Genomic DNA, 16,355 nt, shown 5'->3' with positions numbered 1-16,355 from the left:
CATGGCGGAGATTTGATTCAGCTTAGCAGTGCCTTGGCGAGTACGACGTGCGACGCAACGTCTTGAACCACGTGGGCTTTAGACCGCCGGTTCGTTGCTGATGCCGTGGGGCACGTGACCGGTTGCCACAACCTCCCGGGCCAGCTCGCAGTGACCGGCCTGATCATCGAAAAACACATCGGCCGCAAAGGCTTCGAGGAACGCCGACTTGGTCAGTCCACCGAGAAACAGCGACTCGTCCAGACGAATGTCCCATTCGCGCAAGGTGCGGATCACCCGCTCGTGGGCCGGCGCCGAACGCGCGGTGACCAGGGCGGTGCGAATCGGGCACTCCTCATCGGAGAACTCGCGCTGCAACAGGTTGAGCGCCGCAAGAAAGCCCTTGAACGGTCCGCCGCGCAACGGTTCGCGAGCGGATTCACGCTCCTTGGCCTGGAAGGCTTCGAGGCCACCGGATTGATAGACGCGCTCCGACTCATCGGAAAACAGCACTGCGTCACCGTCGAAGGCAATACGCAATTCATCGCTGGCCGCGCGACTGGCGCCGCCGGACAGAATGGTCGCCGCCGCGAAACCGGCATCCAGCGCAGCGCGCACATCTTCGGCATGGGTGGAGAGAAACAGGTCGCAACCAAAAGCCTTCAGGTACGGATAAGGGCTGCGCCCGCCGACGAACGCCGCGCGGGAAATCGCCAGGCCGTAATGCCCAATGGAATTGAAAACGCGCAGGCCGGTGTCGGCGCTGTTGCGCGACACCAGAATCACCTCGACCCGGGCGCGACCGAGACGGCTGTTCAGGTTGAGCAGTTTTTCCACCAGCGGGAAGGCATCACCCGGCGCGAGGATTTCGTCTTCGTGTTCGATCTGATATTGGCGATAGGCTTCCACGCCACTCGACAGGTAGACCTTGTGACTCTCGCTCAGGTCGAACAGGGCACGGGACGAGATCGCCAGCACCAGTTTGTCATCGATGTTCTTGGCCATGCCTTTCCCCCAGTGCGACCGGTTTAAACGTTGCGCCGGTCGATAAAGCTCAATGTGCGATACAACGATTCGATTCGCGGCAACTCGCAGCCTGCCGCTTTCGCCGCCGCCAAAGGACGAGCGTAGATCGCCTCCAGCTCCAGCGGTCGCTTGTGCAGAAAGTCGTGGTACATGCTCGGCCAATAATCGGGCATTTTCTCGGTCATCATGAACAGGTATTCGGCGTAACCGGGTGGCATGTCGTGGCCGCAGGCCTTGGCGCCCTGCACCACTTCAGCCATCAGCGCCTGAATCAATGCGCGGCTGTCCGTGTCGGCCATCAACGGCGTGGTGCCGGCGCCGAGCAACACCGAAAGGCCGTTGTAGGGAATGTTCCACACCAGTTTCTGCCAGCGCGCCTGATGCAGGTTCGGCATCGCCTGGGAATCAAGACCGGCGGCGCGGAACAGGCTGGCGCCCTCTTCGACGATTGCCATGCGCGCCGCGTCATCCGCTGCCGGGCCGCTGTGATAGCCGACGTTCACTGCGCCCAGCGCCTGGTGGGTGATCTGGCCCGGCCGCTCGCGATGAACGCAAATCAGGCACAAGCCGCCCAGCAAATGCAGGGAATCGGGCAGCAACGCACGCAAACTGTCTTCGACGTCGAGGCCGTTTTGCAGCACCAGCACTTTCGCATCGGGCTTCGCCGCCTGAATGATCGACGGCGCCAGCCCGGCATTGCTGGTGGTCTTGGCGCCGACCAGCAGCCAGTCGCATGGCGGCATGTCTTCCGCTGACGAATAGGCCTGCACCGGGTTCAGCGCCAATGCGCCATGCACAGCACTGTCCACTTGCAAGCCGCGCTCGGCGACTGCGGAAAATTCACTGCGCAACAGAAAGTGCACATCGAACCCGGCCCGGGCCAGCATCACCCCGTAGAACCCTCCGATGGCGCCGGTGCCGATAATCCCCACCACCGGTTTGTTGACTGCTCCCATCATGGCAACTCCTCTGCAATTCGACCCAGCGCCTGCGCCACGGCTGCGTTCAACTCATCGGCATTCAGGCGCGTGTGCACAGCCCCAAAGAACTCGCCGTCACGCACCACAAACAGCGCCGGCAAATGAAAGACCTGATAACGCTCGACCAGTCCGCCGTTGTCACCGGCATCGATCCAGCACACGCGATCGACAGCCAGATCGAAACCCGGCAACACCTCACGGGCATAGCGGCAACTGGCGCAGCCGACGCTGGTAAAAACCACCAGCGAAACACCGCTCATCGCCAGCAGCCGTTGGTCGGCGTCGAAATCGGTCAGCAGCGATTCGACCACTATACTGGGGGAAACAATGTCAAATGGCCGACACAGGGAGTCTGTGCTCATGGGACGGTTTATTCCTCATCCGGATGATGTACCCGTTGAATTGACCTTGCTCACACCGGAGTGTATTTCGCGTCAACGGCTGCACACTATCAGCCTCGGCGGCATCGCTTGCAATTACCACCGCGCCTGGCGCCATGGGACCGCCTTGCAGGTTCGTATGCCGACCCTCAATGCCGACATCTGTTATCCGGGCTACGTGGCCTGGTGCCTGCGACGTAAAAAAGGTTATCTGGTGGGCATCGCCTTCACCGACGAACAGACGCTGTTCAGCGCGCGAATGGGTGAGCAGGTGTGTCAGATCGAACGCTATTGCCGACTCAACGACGCCCACGATGACCTCCAGGATATTCAGGCCCTGGCCCTGCAATGGGTCGAACAACACGCCGACGAGTTCTCCCACGACACCGTTCGCAAGGCTTTTGCGCAACCTGTGCTGGACTGAACAGCGACTTGCCCATTGTCTAGCAGGCGTCTAACGCGATAAGGTTCGGCTCCCCGACGCGCTTAAATCCGCTGTGCTCCGCCGCGCGGGGATCGCTGGCGGCCGGCACCCGTGACCTGACGAGTAAACGATGGCTGATTTACCGATCAACGACCTGAACGTCGCTTCCAACGAGACCCTGATCACTCCCGATCAGCTCAAGCGTGATATCCCTCTGAGCGACGCGGCCCTGCGCACCGTCACCAAGGGTCGCGAGGTCATCCGCAACATTCTCGATGGCACCGACCATCGTCTGTTCGTGGTGATCGGCCCCTGCTCGATCCACGACATCAAGGCTGCACATGAATATGCCGATCGCCTGAAGGTGCTGGCGGCAGAAGTCTCGGACACCCTGTATCTGGTCATGCGCGTGTATTTCGAGAAGCCACGGACCACCGTCGGCTGGAAAGGCCTGATCAACGACCCGTACCTGGATGACTCGTTCAAGATCCAGGACGGTCTGCACATCGGCCGCCAGTTGCTGCTGGATCTGGCCGAGAAAGGCCTGCCGACCGCCACCGAAGCCCTCGACCCGATCTCCCCGCAGTATCTGCAGGACCTGATCAGCTGGTCGGCCATCGGCGCACGGACCACCGAATCCCAGACCCACCGCGAGATGGCTTCCGGCCTGTCCTCGGCGGTCGGCTTCAAGAACGGCACCGACGGCGGCCTGACCGTGGCGATCAACGCCTTGCAGTCGGTTTCCAGCCCGCACCGCTTCCTGGGTATCAACCAGGAAGGTGGCGTGTCGATCGTCACCACCAAGGGCAACGCCTACGGTCACGTGGTGCTGCGCGGCGGCAACGGCAAGCCGAACTATGATTCGGTCAGCGTCGCCCTGTGCGAGCAGGCGCTGAACAAGGCGAAGATCAAGCCGAACATCATGGTCGATTGCAGCCACGCCAACTCCAACAAGGATCCGGCCCTGCAACCGCTGGTGATGGAGAACGTTGCCAACCAGATCCTCGAAGGCAACCAGTCGATTATCGGCCTGATGGTCGAAAGTCACCTGAACTGGGGCTGCCAGGCCATCCCGAAAGACCTCGCCGACCTGCAATACGGCGTGTCGATCACCGATGCCTGCATCGACTGGTCCGCTACCGAAAACACCTTGCGCAGCATGCACGCCAAGCTCAAGGATGTTCTGCCGAAACGTCAGCGCAGTTGACAGCCGTTTCGCAGGCATAAAAAAACGCCGGGCATTGCCCGGCGTTTTTGTGTGTGCGGTGAGGTCAGTCAGATCTTGGCGGTGCGCCGCTGATGACGCTCCATGTAGCGCTCCACGTAGGAGCACGATGGAATGACCGTGTAGCCCATTTCGTCAGCGTACTGCAACGCCCGTTCGGTCAGGGCTGCCGCGATGCCTCGGCCACGCAAGGCGTTGGGCACGAAGGTGCGATAGATATCCAGGGTCTGTTTCCCCAGATCCATATAGGTCAGGTAGGCACGATGACCGTCCACATTGGTCTCGAACTGATGACCAGCCTGGTCATGGTGGATGGACAACGCCTCGCTCATCACTACTCCTCGCGGGTCTCGAATTCTGACCCCTACCTTACCGATGTTTTCCCGGCGAAGGAACATCTACGCCACCCCGTGCCTGATGGACACCGAGAAGAACTGCACCGATCTCGCGCAACCCGAGCACGTATCAAATAGTAGGCACCATTGGCGAAAATGCTCAAGGTACGCTCGTCTTCATGCGGATTGAGGGGCAATTCCAGTGGACTCAGGGCCGGTTCGGGAGACGATCTTCCCGAGCCGGAAGGCTGAACATCGCCGGATGTTGAGACTTAAGACGAGCCCCCTGTTTTAAAGTCACCTCAACATGGACAAAGATATGCGAGGCACTGCGCAGATTCGCAACAAAAGTGTGGACGAATCCATATAGACAGACTTCGGCCACTACCTGCAAAACAGCGCACAGCAACGGGAACTTTTTCTCATTAACTCGCTCATCTCGGGGCTTACAGCTGGATATTTTTTATACAGCCCAGTTAAAAGTTGCTCGAAAAAGAATCAACGCCTACAATTTTTTTTGCTTCTTGCCTTACGTCAGTTTACTTACTACAAGTAATGGGTAGTATGTACGCCGGCTATTTCCTCAATCGGAGGAGACAGCCACTTAATTGAAAGTCCTTGAAGGGGAACACGATGAACAACGTTCTGAAATTCTCTGCTCTGGCTCTGGCCGCAGTTCTGGCTACCGGTTGCAGCAGCGCATCGAAAGAAACCGAAGCACGTCTGACCGCTACTGAAGACGCAGCTGCTCGCGCCCAGGCTCGTGCAGACGAAGCTTACCGTAAAGCTGATGAAGCTCTGGCTGCTGCTCAAAAAGCACAACAGACTGCTGACGAAGCTAACGAGCGTGCTCTGCGCATGCTGGAAAAAGCTAGCCGCAAGTAATAGTCCTTCGGGATTGTTATCAAGCCGACCCGTTTTTCGGGTCGGCTTTTTTGTGCCTGCAGTTTTCTGCGGGCAATAAAAAACCCGCCGCGGTGCAAGCCTCGGCGGGTTTTGTCTTTCAGCTTATTGCTGCAGGTCGATCGGTGCGCTGGAGACCATCGGCGCCGAGGTGTTCGGTGTGCCGATTTCGGTTGGCAGGCCATCTTCGGCCGCCACCACATCACGCACCACATCCCAGTTCATACGCAGGTTGTTGGTGATGTCTTCGCGCTTGAGCATCGCGTTGATCACGGCGGTGTGCTTGTCGACCACCGACGGGTTGCCCTTGTCATCGATCGGCGTGTGCGCCTCCAGGTAGATCTTGCCGCCACTGCGACCGAACTTGTAGGCGTCGTTGAGGATTCGTACCGAAGTTCCGACCGGTACCATACTGGCCATCTCCAGCACGTTGTTGTTGAACATGCGGAAGCAGCCATGACTGGTGCGCATGCCGATACCGAACTTCTTGTTCGAGCCGTGGATCAGGTAACCCGGCGTACCCAGGGTGAACTTGAACGGCCCCAGCGGGTTGTCCGGACCGGCCGGCACCACGTTCGGCAATGGATCGCCATCGGCGGCGTGTTCAGCCTTGATCGAAGCTGGCGGTGTCCAGGTCGGATTCGGCGTCTTCGCGGTGATCGTGGTGTGGGCGATCGGCGAGCCCCAGCCTTCGCGACCGATACCCAGCGGGAAGGTGTACACCACGTTCCGGCCTTTCGGGTAGTAGTAGAGGCGATATTCAGCCAGGTTGATCACGATGCCTTCACGCGGGCCCGGCGGCAGAATGAAGCGGGTCGGCAGAACGATTTCGGTGCCGGCGCCCGGCAACCAGGCATCGACGCCCGGGTTGGCCGCGACCATTTCCGAATAACCCAGATCGTAGGTGGTGCCCAGATCGGCAAAGGTATCTTCGTACTTGGCCTTGATCACTTGCACCTGGCCGATGATGTCCTCACCCGGCGGTGGCAGGGGAAACTCCAGTGCGGCAACGGGACCGGCCACACAGAGGGCGGCAAGAGACAGGCAGCGGGTGACGGCAGGAAAACGCGGCAACATCCGGAGAATCCTTCGCAAGATCGACAAGGTCATAAGAACGCGATTGTACACCGCGCCCAGGGAATTCGGGGAGATGCGCCGATGGGCTGGCAGAACTCTTCATGATTGAAGCGCCGCAGGCTACGACTGCGATCGGAAGATACTGGCGCTCAAAGCTCGAAACGCAACTCGGGCCAGATCGGCGAGGTGCCACGCTTCTGCGATTCGAGGATCGCCCGGCACAGCGAACACAGGCGCTGGTCCTGAAACACCCGGCGATCGACGCTTGACCAGCGCGGTTGCGCCGGCAGCAGACTGCCGCACAAGGTTCGATCCGCCGAACCACCGAGTTCCAGCTGACGGGTCACCAGATGCACCCGCACTTCCTGGCAGGCGAACAGATCCAGCTGTTCGTCAGGCTCGATCAGTTGGTAGGCGAACAAGGACCAGGCAGGACGCGGCATCGGGGGCTCCAAATAAGGGGGCGCCACATTAGCCGAAAGCCTGCCGCTAGAAAAGCCTCATAACAGCGGTTTTAGCGTCGGCCAGACATTTTCCAGCAACTTGCCCTGAGCCCCGGCCGCCGGGTGCAGACCGTCGGCCTGCATCAAGTCCGGATGCCCGCCCACGCCGTCGAGGAAAAACGGCACCAGCGGGATTTTTTTCTCCTCGGCGAGTTTGCCGTAGACCTCGGCGAAGGCATCGGTGTAGCGCTTGCCGTAATTGGGTGGCAACTGCATGCCGAGCAGCAGCACCTTGGCACCGCTTTGACGGGAGCTGTCGATCATCGAAGCAAGATTTTGTTGCAATTGCGTCGGCGGCATTCCGCGCAGGCCATCGTTGCCGCCCAATTCGAGGATCACCAGTTCCGGCTTGTGCTCTGCAAGCAGCGCCGGCAGCCGCGCCTGGCCTCCGGCACTGGTGTCACCGCTGATGGACGCATTGACCACTTTGTCGTCAAAACCTTCGCTCTTGAGCCGCTGTTCGAGCAACGACACCCACCCCAGCCGGGTATCCAGTCCGAAACCGGCGCTGATACTATCGCCAACGATCAGGACTGTACCCGCCGCTGCGTTCTGGGCCATGCACATCAAGGCCAGGCCAGCACTCAAAAACCACACACGCATCGGATTCTCCATGGGCGCAAGCATTCTCACCGCGAAGAACCTTAGCAAAGTGGTTCCCAGCGCGGAAGGTGAACTGACCATCCTGCACGAACTCAGCCTGGAACTGAACAAGGGCGACAGCCTGGCCATCGTCGGCGCGTCCGGTTCCGGCAAATCCACCCTGCTCGGCCTGCTCGCCGGCCTCGATCTGCCAAGCAGCGGCGAAGTGACGCTCGCCGGGCAAGGACTGAGCCATCTCGACGAAGACCAGCGCGCGCGCATTCGCGCCGAACACGTGGGTTTCGTCTTTCAATCTTTCCAGCTGCTCGACAGTCTCAACGCGCTGGAAAACGTCATGCTGCCGCTGGAGCTCGACGGCCGCAAAGACGCCCGAAGCCGCGCCACTGAGTTACTGCAACGGGTCGGCCTCGGCCAGCGCCTGACTCACTCGCCGCGCCAGCTCTCCGGCGGCGAACAACAGCGTGTCGCCATTGCCCGGGCCTTTGCTGCCGAGCCGGACGTGCTGTTCGCCGACGAACCCACCGGCAACCTCGACAGCCACACCGGCGAGCGCATCAGTGACTTGCTGTTCGAATTGAACAAGGAACGCGGCACCACCCTGGTGCTGGTGACCCACGATGAACGCCTGGCCCATCGTTGCCGGCGTCTGATCCGTCTTGAAGCCGGCCTGTTGGTCGCCCCTCTGGAGCCTTGATGGCACGTCTGCCGCTGTTGCGTCTGTTCAGTCTCGCCCTGCGCCAACTGATGCGCGATGCCCGCGCCGGTGAACTGCGGGTGCTGTTTTTCGCCTTGGTCGTGGCGGTCGCGGCGAGTACCGCGATCGGCTATTTCGGTGCCCGCCTCAACGGCGCGATGATGCTGCGTGCCACCGAGTTTTTAGGCGCCGACCTGTCGCTCGAAGGCAGCTCGCCGGCCCGCCCGGAACAGATCCGGAGCGGCACCGAGCTGCGTCTGGATCATGCGCAGGTGGTGGAATTTTCCAGCGTCATTGCCACGGACAACGGCATTCAGCTTTCCAGTATCAAAGCTGTCGACCGCGCCTATCCGCTGCGCGGCGAGCTGAAAAGCGCCCCCGCTCCCTTCGCGACAGAGGAAGCCGGTGGCGAGCCGCAGCCCGGTGAAGCCTGGGTCGAAGCGCGCCTGCTGACGGCGCTGGACTTGAAGATCGGCGACAGCATCGACGTCGGCATGAAGACGCTGAAACTGACGCGAGTGCTGACTTACGAACCGGATCGCGCTGGCAATTTCTACAGCCTGACGCCACGAGTACTGATCAACCTTGACGATCTCGCCGCGACCGGCGTGGTGCAACCCGGCAGCCGGGTGAGTTACCGCGAACTCTGGCGCGGTGAACCGCAGGCGCTGGAAACCTATCGCCAACTGATCAAACCGGGGCTCGCCGCCAACCAGCGGATTCAGGATGCCCGCGACGGCAACCGGCAGATCGGCGGCGCGCTGGGCAAGGCCGAACGCTATTTGAACATGGCCAGTCTGGTGGCCGTGCTTCTGGCCGGTGTCGCGGTGGCGCTATCGGCCAACCGCTTTGCCAGCCGGCGTTTCGATGCCAGCGCCCTGCTGCGCTGCCTGGGCCTGTCGCGCCGGGAAACCCTGGTGCTGTTCAGTCTGCAACTGACTGTGCTCGGCCTGCTCGCCAGCCTCAGCGGTGCCCTGCTCGGCTGGCTCGCGCAATTGGGATTGTTCGCGCTGCTGCATGATCTGCTGCCGACCGACGTACCGCCGGGTGGCTTGCTGCCGGCGCTGGCCGGAATCGGTACCGGGCTGGTGGCGCTGGCCGGTTTCGCCCTGCCACCGCTCGCCGCACTGGGCCGCGTGCCGCCGTTGCGGGTCTTGCGCCGGGACATGCTGCCGATTCCATCGAGTACCTGGATGGTCTATGGCGCAGCACTCGGTGCGCTTGGGCTGATCATGTGGCGCCTGAGTCTGGACCTGCTGCTGACGTTCGCCCTGCTCGGCGGCGGTGTGGTCGCCGCGCTGGTGCTCGGCGGCTTGCTGCTGTTGCTGCTGCAAAGCCTGCGTCGTCTGCTGGCGCGCGCGTCCTTGCCCTGGCGTCTCGGGTTGGGTCAGTTGTTGCGTCATCCTTTGGCGGCCGCCGGCCAGTCATTGGCCTTCGGGCTGATTCTGCTGTCGATGGCGTTGATCGCCTTGCTGCGTGGCGAACTGCTCGACACCTGGCAAAACCAGCTGCCGAAAAACGCGCCGAACTACTTCGCCCTGAACATCCTGCCGGCCGACAAACAGGCCTTCACCGATCACCTGATCAATGTCTCGGCCCAGGCCGCGCCGTTGTATCCGGTGGTGCCGGGACGGCTGATCAGCATCAATGGCGAAGCGGTGCAGCAGATCGTCAGCAAGGACTCGGCCGGCGACCGCGCCATCCAGCGTGACCTGAGCCTGACATGGGCGGCCGACCTGCCGGCGGGCAACAAGATCACTGCCGGTTCGTGGTGGACCGGCCAACCTTCGGATGACATCCCGGGCGTTTCGGTGGAAGGCAAGGTGGCCGAGAGTCTCAAGCTCAAGCTGGGCGATCACATGATATTCAGCGTGGGCGGGGTCAATCGCGAAGCCAAGGTCACCAGCCTGCGGGAGATCAACTGGGACAACTTCCAGCCGAACTTCTTCATGATCTTCCAGCCCGGCACCCTGAAGGATCTGCCAGCCACCTACCTGACCAGTTTCTATCTGGCGCCCGGTCACGATCAGCAGATTGTCGAGCTGTCGCGAGCGTTCCCGGCGGTGACCATCCTGCAGGTCGAAGCCTTGCTCGAACAGCTGCGCAGCATCCTCGCCCAGGTCACCCTGGCGGTGGAGTATGTGTTGTTGTTTGTGTTGGCGGCGGGGATGGCGGTGCTGTTTTCAGGGTTGCAGGCAACGCTGGATGAACGCATTCGCCAGGGCGCGCTGTTGCGTGCGCTGGGGGCGGAGCGGCAGTTGCTGATCAAGGCACGACGGATCGAGTTCGGCTTGCTCGGCGCGGTCAGCGGATTGCTCGCGGCGATCGGTTCGGAAGTGGTGAGCCTGGTGCTGTATCGCTTCGCCTTCGACCTGCCATGGCACCCCCATCCATGGTTGCTGCTGTTGCCGTTGATCGGCGCGGCGCTGATTGGTGGTGCCGGTGTGTTCGGCACGCGGCGTGCGCTCAACGCCAGCCCGCTGACAGTGTTGCGCGAGGGTTGATAGACTCCAGCCGTCTTGATCAAAAGAAGTTGCCATGAGCCGTTATCGTCCTCCCCGCACCGCCGGTACCGCGCTGATCACCCCCGAAGGTGAAGCGCGGATGCGTGCCGAACTTCATGAACTGTGGCATGTGCGCCGACCGCAGGTGACGCAGTCGGTCAGCGAAGCGGCGGCTCAGGGTGATCGTTCGGAAAATGCCGAGTACACCTACGGCAAAAAGATGCTGCGCGAGATCGACAGCCGCGTGCGTTTTCTCACCAAACGCCTTGAGGCGTTGAAAGTGGTCAGCGAAAAACCCAGTGATCCGAACAAGGTCTATTTCGGCGCGTGGGTGACCATCGAAGACGAGGACGGCAAACAGTCGCGCTATCGCATCGTCGGCCCGGACGAACTGGACCTGAAACTCGGTCTGATCAGCATCGACTCGCCACTGGCCCGCGCCCTGATCGGCAAGGCGCTGGATGCTGAAGTGCGGGTACAGACGCCGACCGGCGAACAGTTCGTCTACATCGTGGCGATCGAGTATCCCTGACGCTCAGCGCCGGGTGATCAGGCCCTGACGTGCGACGCGGGTCAGTTGGCGAATCATTTCCGGCGCTTCCTCAGGGCTCGGAGCCTGAATCACCGCCAGATCGAAACTGTCATCGGCAAAACGCGCCAGCGACTCACCGTCTTCAACGAACTGGATCAGGAATGCGGCAGGACCGCCGCTGCGGCGTGGCCAGCCATCGAGATAACGCAACAGCGTCGGCTGATGTTTGCCGCCAAGCAGGATTTTTGGATTGCGCTGGGTGACGTGTGCCGTGATCGGCGCGGGACGTGCTGGAGGGCGTAGTGCATTCATCGTGTCGTGTCTCTGCCTCAAAAGTCTGCATGGCAGGTGAGAGGCAACACCGAACCAGCGCTTTAGCGGTATTTCGAAGCCCTGTTCCGGCTTCTGACGGCAACTGAAGAAGAGTCACCTGGCGCCCCGCAAGTAGCTGTTTAAATCGGCGCATGAGCGGCATCCTAGAGAACGTGACCGGCCAGTGTCAAGAATCGACCGCAACAAAAAAAGGCCCGCACAATGCGGGCCTTTTGCTTGAGCCAGAGCCTTCAACCGGCGATGGCGCGATCCACCGAGAGCTTGCCGGCACCTTCGATCAGCACCGCGAGGCTGCCACCGAGCAGGGCCAGGGCGAACTCGTAACCGTTGTTGGCCATGAACAGACCGTTGCTGATGTGTACGGTGAAGATCGCCACCAGCGACAGGAAGGTCAGACCCAGTGCCGCCGGGCGAACCAGCAGGCCGATGATCAGTGCCAGACCTGCGAAGAACTCGGTACCGCCGGCCAGGGTGGCCATCAGGTAACCCGGGGTCAGGCCGATGCTTTCCATGTATTGCGCGGTGCCTGCCAGACCGTAGCCACCGAACAGGCCGAAGAGTTTCTGCGAGCCGTGGGCGGCGAAGATCACGCCGACGGCAATGCGCAGAATGGTCAGACCGTAGCCGGCGCGGGTGAACAGAACCTTGTTGATCAGAGAGCTCATGTTGCGTTTCCTTGTAATCAGAAGTGTTTGTTGGTTGGCCGCTATATTAATCAGTTATTTTCATGTTAAAAGCGCAAAAATTCCGCCATAACAATCAATTTACTTGATCATTTACGTGAGACAACTTTCTGCCCCCCGGGCTCCAACGACTCCCGCTCCCGGTCGAACGCCAAGTAATACTTGTTCACGCTATTAACATAGCTGACGGCGCCCATTCCCACCTGCTCCATGGCGATGCGCTCGACCTGAAAGAACCACTGGTTGGGATTCAGGCCGCGACGCCGCGCCTCGGCACGCATGCCCTGCACCCGCTCCGGGCCGATGTTGTAAGCGGCCAGGGTGAACGCCATGCGTTCACGCTCGTTGAGCTTGGGGCTGTTGAAGAACTTGCGGCGGATCATCGCCAGGTACTTGGCCCCGGCCTGCACATTCGCATCGAGATTCTGGATATTGTTGACGCCGACTCGCTGTGCCGCCGACGGGGTGATCTGCATCAGCCCGGTCGGCCCGCTGCCGCTGCGCGCGTTGGGCTGCAGCGCCGATTCCTTGAACGCCAGCGCCGCCAGGTTGAGCCAGTCCATGTTTTGCGCTTCGGCGTGTTTCTGCAGGGTCGGGCGCAGTTTTTCCAGACGCTGACGGTCAGCCTTGGCCAACGGATAGTGCACTTGATAGAGACGGCGGTAGATCCGCAGAAACGCTGCATCTTCGTTCGAGGGCTTTTTGTAGCCGGTCAGGAAGCGGTCGATGCTGGCACGCAACATCGACGCATCACGGCGCACGAACCAGTATTCCTCGCCCGGTTCGCTGATCATCACCTGACGGTCGAAACGCAGCTTGGGCAGGATCTTGCCCCACCGCTCGGCAATCGGTTGCTCGACGATAGTCAGGTGGAAGATCCCGCCCTGAACCATTTCCAGCACATCCTCGACCGCCAGCGTCGGATCGACCCATTCGATCTTGATCGGCGCCAGTTTGTGCAGCGCCAGTTTCTGGTTGAGCTGGCTGACCGCCTCCCCCGCCGCACTGCCGGTGGGCAATGCCAGGGTTTTGCCGGCCAGTTGCTCGACCTTGGTGTAGCGCTTTTCACCCTTGATGCCGACCAGCACCAGCGGCACGTTGCTGGCGATCGGCTCGCTGCTGGCAACCGCGTGGCCCGGTTGCAGCTCGAGCAGTTCGCCCGGCGCCACAAGATCGCCTTCGCCACGCTGCAGCGCGCCGAGCAATTGATCCTTGGCTTTGGGGATGATCTTGAGGGTGATTTCCTGGCCGTCGCGGGCGTGGCCATTGAGGTATTGCTCGAAGGCGCGCAGCCGGTGGTATTCGATGCCGATGGCTTGGCCCTGGACTTCGCCGGAGCTGTTGCGGCTCTGGTTGACCAGCACCCGCAGCACGCGGCTGCTGCGGATTTCGGTCAGGTCGCGAACCTTGGCCGCCGGCACGGCTTGCAGCGGTCCGGGCAGCCGCGCGACCGCCGTCATCGGCAGCAGCAGCGAACCACACAGCAGGAGCAAAACCGAGGGACGAACCATCCACTCTCCGGAAAGAATACGGGGCGTTTTCACCGCCGAGCGGTCGTAAAACACCGACAAAAACAGAGCGCCTGGAGCGCTGATAAAGTGCGAGAGACTGGCACAGTGATGGCAATTCTACCAACCCGGCCTGCCACGCGGCCTCAACAGACAGCCATAAGCCGTTGTAGTTCTTGGCTTTTCTTATAAATCTACAGCTCTGATATGCTTTCCGGCCTTCGGCCCGAGGTAGCACCATGCAACTCATCGATATCGGCGTCAACCTGACCAACCCCAGTTTCGCCGACAAACACCAGGCCGTGCTCGATCGCGCCTACGCTGCCGGGGTCTGCCAACTGGTGCTGACCGGCACCAGCGTCGAGGGCAGCGAACAGGCGCTGGAACTGTGCCAGCAACTGGATCCGGACGGTCAGCGACTGTTTGCCACCGCCGGCATTCACCCGCATTCGGCCAGTGACTGGAACGCCGACAGCGCGCGGCGTCTGCGCAGCCTGCTGCAGGAGTCGAACGTGGTGGCGGTGGGTGAATGCGGACTGGATTTCAACCGCGATTTCTCGCCGCGCCCGCAGCAGGAAAAAGTCCTCGAAGAGCATCTGGCGCTGGCTGCCGAACTGCAACTGCCGGTGTTCCTGCATGAACGTGATGCAAGCCAGCGCCTGCTGGAAATCCTCCGTGACTTCCGCGATCAGTTGCCGGCCGCCGTGGTGCATTGCTTTACCGGCGAACAGAAAGCGCTGTTCAGTTACCTCGACCTGGACCTGCACATCGGCATCACCGGCTGGATCTGCGACGAGCGTCGCGGCACCCATTTGCATCCGCTGGTGAAGGAGATCAAGCGCGGTCGCCTGATGCTCGAAAGCGATGCGCCGTATCTGCTGCCGCGCACACTGCGGCCAAAGCCGAAAAACGGGCGCAACGAACCGGCATATCTGACCGAAGTGCTGCGTGAAGTGGCGTTGCATCGAGGCGAGACCGAAGCAGACCTGGCCACCCACACAACCGCGTGCGCACGGGCGTTCTACGGTTTACCTGACCTGCCCTGAAAGAGGCAGATGCATCGGTTGTTGATGCACATCAAGAACCGGGCACCTGGGTAGCGGCACAATAATGGCACCTTGCCAAAACTGTTTCCGCTATCAGAGAAGACCTCCATGGGTGCCTGGCTTAGCAATATCTCGCTGAAATACAAATTCTGGGCGGTCAACGCGGTCGCCTTTGTCACCACCCTGTTGCTGGTGCTGTACGCCGTACAGCTCGAACAACAGGCCCGCAGCCACGCCGCGCAAACCGCGGCCCAGGCCCAGGCGCAATTGCTGAAAGCCTGGCCGGCCGGACAGGCGCTGCCCAAATCTGATCAGGTGCTGACTTTCAAACGCGGGGAAGCGCCGCGCCTCAACGATCAGCCGCTACTGGAGATTACCGACAGCAGCGGCTGGATCGAGATCAGTCACTTGCCGTTGTTCGGCGAAAATCCGCTGCTCGGCGCCGAAGTCTTCAGCCGTGCCGATGGCCAGCAGGTCGCCGTGATCGCCTACGCCCCCAGCCTCAGCCAGGTCTTCAGCGAGCGCTTCGCCAACTACGCGGTGGCGGTGTTCATCCTGATGCTGGCGATGCTTGGCGCTTCACAGTTGTTGATCCGTTTCCTGCTCAGCCAGCTCAACACGCTCAAGGACGTGATGCTGCATGTAGAGAAAACCGGCGACCTCGCCGCCCGGGTGCCGCTGGCCTGCAAGGATGAAGTCGGTCAGATGGCCAACGCGTTCAATGCGATGCAGGCCGGTTATCAGCGCGTGGTGACTACCGTGGCCAACACTGCCCGACAACTGGACGTCGGCGCGGCGCGACTGGCGTCGAGCATGAACGAAGTCCGTCACGGCATGCTCGGCCAGCAAAGTGAAACCGATCAGGCCGCCACGGCGATCAACGAAATGACCGCCACCGTCTACCACATCGCCCAGCACGCCGGCGCCACTCGCGATCTGTCGCAGACCGCCGATGGTCTGGCCGGCAGTGGCCAGCAAGTGGTGAGCCGGGTGCAGACTTCGATTGCCGGCCTGTCCAGCGGCGTGCAGCAGACCGCCGAGATGATCCAGCGTCTGGCCGAGGACAGCCAGAAGATCAACGGCGTGGTCAGCGTGATCCACAGCATCGCCGAACAGACCAATTTGCTGGCACTCAATGCCGCCATCGAAGCGGCCCGTGCCGGGGAGATGGGTCGCGGGTTCGCGGTAGTCGCCGACGAGGTACGCAACCTCGCCAAACGTGTGCAGACCTCCACCGATGAAATCACCACCATGGTCTCGGCGTTGCAGGCTGGCACCCGTGATGCGGTGGACTTCATGCAGGAGAGTTCGTACAAGGCCGACGACTGCGTGCAGCAGGCGCAGGAGGCCGGTGAAGCGCTGGCGGAAATCACCGGAGCGGTAGCGCAAATGCGCGAGAGCAACACGCAAATTGCGGTGGCGGCGGAACAGCAAAGTCAGGTGGCCGAGGAGATGAACCGCGCGGTGGTGAGCATTCGTGATGTGACCGAAAACACCGTGCAACAGACCGTGGATTCGGCGACCACCAGTAACGAGTTAGCGACGCTGGCCGGGGAACTCAACAAGGCGATTGGGCAGTTGAAACTTTAAGGGGCCTCATCGCGGGCAAGCCCGCTCCCA

General features: G+C 61.3%; 18 protein-coding genes. 8 read left to right on the top strand and 10 right to left on the bottom strand.

Annotation, left to right across the window (positions count from 1 at the left end):
- Positions 1-78: 78 nt before the first annotated feature.
- The 3 genes from ACTJK7_RS20610 to ACTJK7_RS20600 are packed head-to-tail and all read right to left on the bottom strand — an operon-like array spanning position 79 to position 2,347.
- Complete coding sequence (locus ACTJK7_RS20610; RefSeq protein ID WP_039770472.1) at positions 79-984, bottom strand: 5'-nucleotidase; 906 nt, start codon at positions 982-984, stop codon at positions 79-81.
- Between the two features lie 23 nt (positions 985-1,007).
- On the bottom strand, positions 1,008-1,964 hold the full coding sequence (locus tag ACTJK7_RS20605; RefSeq protein ID WP_108562909.1) for a putative 2-dehydropantoate 2-reductase: 957 nt from the start codon (positions 1,962-1,964) through the stop codon (positions 1,008-1,010).
- Positions 1,961-2,347 carry a thioredoxin family protein gene (locus ACTJK7_RS20600; RefSeq protein ID WP_108562910.1) on the bottom strand — a complete coding sequence of 129 codons (387 nt, stop codon included), beginning with the start codon at positions 2,345-2,347 and terminating at the stop codon, positions 1,961-1,963. Before ACTJK7_RS20600 ends, ACTJK7_RS20605 begins: the two co-directional genes overlap by 4 nt.
- On the opposite strand from ACTJK7_RS20600, the gene ACTJK7_RS20595 reads away from it, so the two are divergent.
- The gene (locus ACTJK7_RS20595) at positions 2,346-2,789 is read left to right on the top strand and encodes a PilZ domain-containing protein (protein WP_011335308.1); all 444 of its coding nucleotides are present in this window, start codon (positions 2,346-2,348) and stop codon (positions 2,787-2,789) included. The two genes, ACTJK7_RS20600 and ACTJK7_RS20595, sit on opposite strands and share 2 nt — an antisense overlap.
- Positions 2,790-2,919: 130 nt before the next feature.
- A complete protein-coding gene (locus ACTJK7_RS20590; RefSeq protein ID WP_007908583.1) occupies positions 2,920-3,996 on the top strand; it encodes a 3-deoxy-7-phosphoheptulonate synthase in 1,077 nt (358 codons plus the stop codon).
- A 68-nt stretch (positions 3,997-4,064) separates the two neighbouring features.
- Here ACTJK7_RS20590 and ACTJK7_RS20585 read toward each other — a convergent pair whose 3' ends face one another.
- Positions 4,065-4,346: a GNAT family N-acetyltransferase gene (locus tag ACTJK7_RS20585; RefSeq protein ID WP_007955658.1), complete on the bottom strand. Its 282-nt coding sequence runs from the start codon at positions 4,344-4,346 to the stop codon at positions 4,065-4,067.
- 636 nt (positions 4,347-4,982) lie between these two features.
- On the opposite strand from ACTJK7_RS20585, the gene oprI reads away from it, so the two are divergent.
- Positions 4,983-5,234 carry an outer membrane lipoprotei OprI gene (oprI, locus tag ACTJK7_RS20580; RefSeq protein WP_011335311.1) on the top strand — a complete coding sequence of 84 codons (252 nt, stop codon included), beginning with the start codon at positions 4,983-4,985 and terminating at the stop codon, positions 5,232-5,234.
- 123 nt (positions 5,235-5,357) lie between these two features.
- Here the strand turns inward: oprI and ACTJK7_RS20575 are convergent, their stop codons facing one another.
- The 3 genes from ACTJK7_RS20575 to ACTJK7_RS20565 all read right to left on the bottom strand — a co-directional run bounded on the left by ACTJK7_RS20575 (position 5,358) and on the right by ACTJK7_RS20565 (position 7,435).
- Positions 5,358-6,329, bottom strand: coding sequence for a L,D-transpeptidase family protein (locus ACTJK7_RS20575; RefSeq protein WP_064383316.1), 972 nt, complete (start codon positions 6,327-6,329; stop codon positions 5,358-5,360).
- 149 nt (positions 6,330-6,478) lie between these two features.
- Positions 6,479-6,772 carry a hypothetical protein gene (locus ACTJK7_RS20570; RefSeq protein WP_003226812.1) on the bottom strand — a complete coding sequence of 98 codons (294 nt, stop codon included), beginning with the start codon at positions 6,770-6,772 and terminating at the stop codon, positions 6,479-6,481.
- A gap of 57 nt (positions 6,773-6,829) precedes the next feature.
- Entirely contained in the window at positions 6,830-7,435 is a 606-nt protein-coding gene (locus ACTJK7_RS20565; RefSeq protein WP_011335313.1) for an arylesterase, read from the bottom strand.
- Between the two features lie 10 nt (positions 7,436-7,445).
- Here ACTJK7_RS20565 and ACTJK7_RS20560 point away from each other — a divergent pair, with 10 nt between their 5' ends.
- From ACTJK7_RS20560 to greB, 3 genes are read left to right on the top strand one after another with little or no spacing between them, the layout of a single operon-like run.
- Positions 7,446-8,129 carry an ABC transporter ATP-binding protein gene (locus ACTJK7_RS20560; protein ID WP_064383319.1) on the top strand — a complete coding sequence of 228 codons (684 nt, stop codon included), beginning with the start codon at positions 7,446-7,448 and terminating at the stop codon, positions 8,127-8,129.
- Positions 8,129-10,633, top strand: coding sequence for an ABC transporter permease (locus tag ACTJK7_RS20555; protein ID WP_108562912.1), 2,505 nt, complete (start codon positions 8,129-8,131; stop codon positions 10,631-10,633). Before ACTJK7_RS20560 ends, ACTJK7_RS20555 begins: the two co-directional genes overlap by 1 nt.
- A 34-nt stretch (positions 10,634-10,667) precedes the next feature.
- Positions 10,668-11,165, top strand: coding sequence for a transcription elongation factor GreB (gene greB / locus ACTJK7_RS20550; protein ID WP_064383324.1), 498 nt, complete (start codon positions 10,668-10,670; stop codon positions 11,163-11,165).
- Positions 11,166-11,168: 3 nt separating this feature from the next.
- Here the strand turns inward: greB and ACTJK7_RS20545 are convergent, their stop codons facing one another.
- The 3 genes from ACTJK7_RS20545 to ACTJK7_RS20535 form a co-directional block, all read right to left on the bottom strand.
- On the bottom strand, positions 11,169-11,477 hold the full coding sequence (locus ACTJK7_RS20545; RefSeq protein WP_064383326.1) for a hypothetical protein: 309 nt from the start codon (positions 11,475-11,477) through the stop codon (positions 11,169-11,171).
- Between the two features lie 251 nt (positions 11,478-11,728).
- The gene (locus tag ACTJK7_RS20540; RefSeq protein WP_007950955.1) at positions 11,729-12,163 is read right to left on the bottom strand and encodes a DoxX family protein; all 435 of its coding nucleotides are present in this window, start codon (positions 12,161-12,163) and stop codon (positions 11,729-11,731) included.
- Between the two features lie 107 nt (positions 12,164-12,270).
- The gene (locus ACTJK7_RS20535) at positions 12,271-13,692 is read right to left on the bottom strand and encodes a transglycosylase SLT domain-containing protein (RefSeq protein ID WP_064598358.1); all 1,422 of its coding nucleotides are present in this window, start codon (positions 13,690-13,692) and stop codon (positions 12,271-12,273) included.
- A 236-nt stretch (positions 13,693-13,928) separates the two neighbouring features.
- Between ACTJK7_RS20535 and ACTJK7_RS20530 the strand changes: the two genes are divergently transcribed.
- Both ACTJK7_RS20530 and ACTJK7_RS20525 read left to right on the top strand, forming a co-directional pair.
- The gene (locus ACTJK7_RS20530; RefSeq protein WP_064383329.1) at positions 13,929-14,735 is read left to right on the top strand and encodes a TatD family hydrolase; all 807 of its coding nucleotides are present in this window, start codon (positions 13,929-13,931) and stop codon (positions 14,733-14,735) included.
- A gap of 108 nt (positions 14,736-14,843) precedes the next feature.
- Complete coding sequence (locus ACTJK7_RS20525) at positions 14,844-16,325, top strand: methyl-accepting chemotaxis protein (protein WP_108562913.1); 1,482 nt, start codon at positions 14,844-14,846, stop codon at positions 16,323-16,325.
- Positions 16,326-16,355 lie beyond the last annotated feature (30 nt).

Source organism: Pseudomonas sp. 22085, assembly GCF_052045815.1.
GTDB lineage: Bacteria > Pseudomonadota > Gammaproteobacteria > Pseudomonadales > Pseudomonadaceae > Aquipseudomonas > Aquipseudomonas glycinae.
Note: the sequence above shows the minus strand (reverse complement) of the source record. Positions and strands in the feature narration are given on the sequence as shown.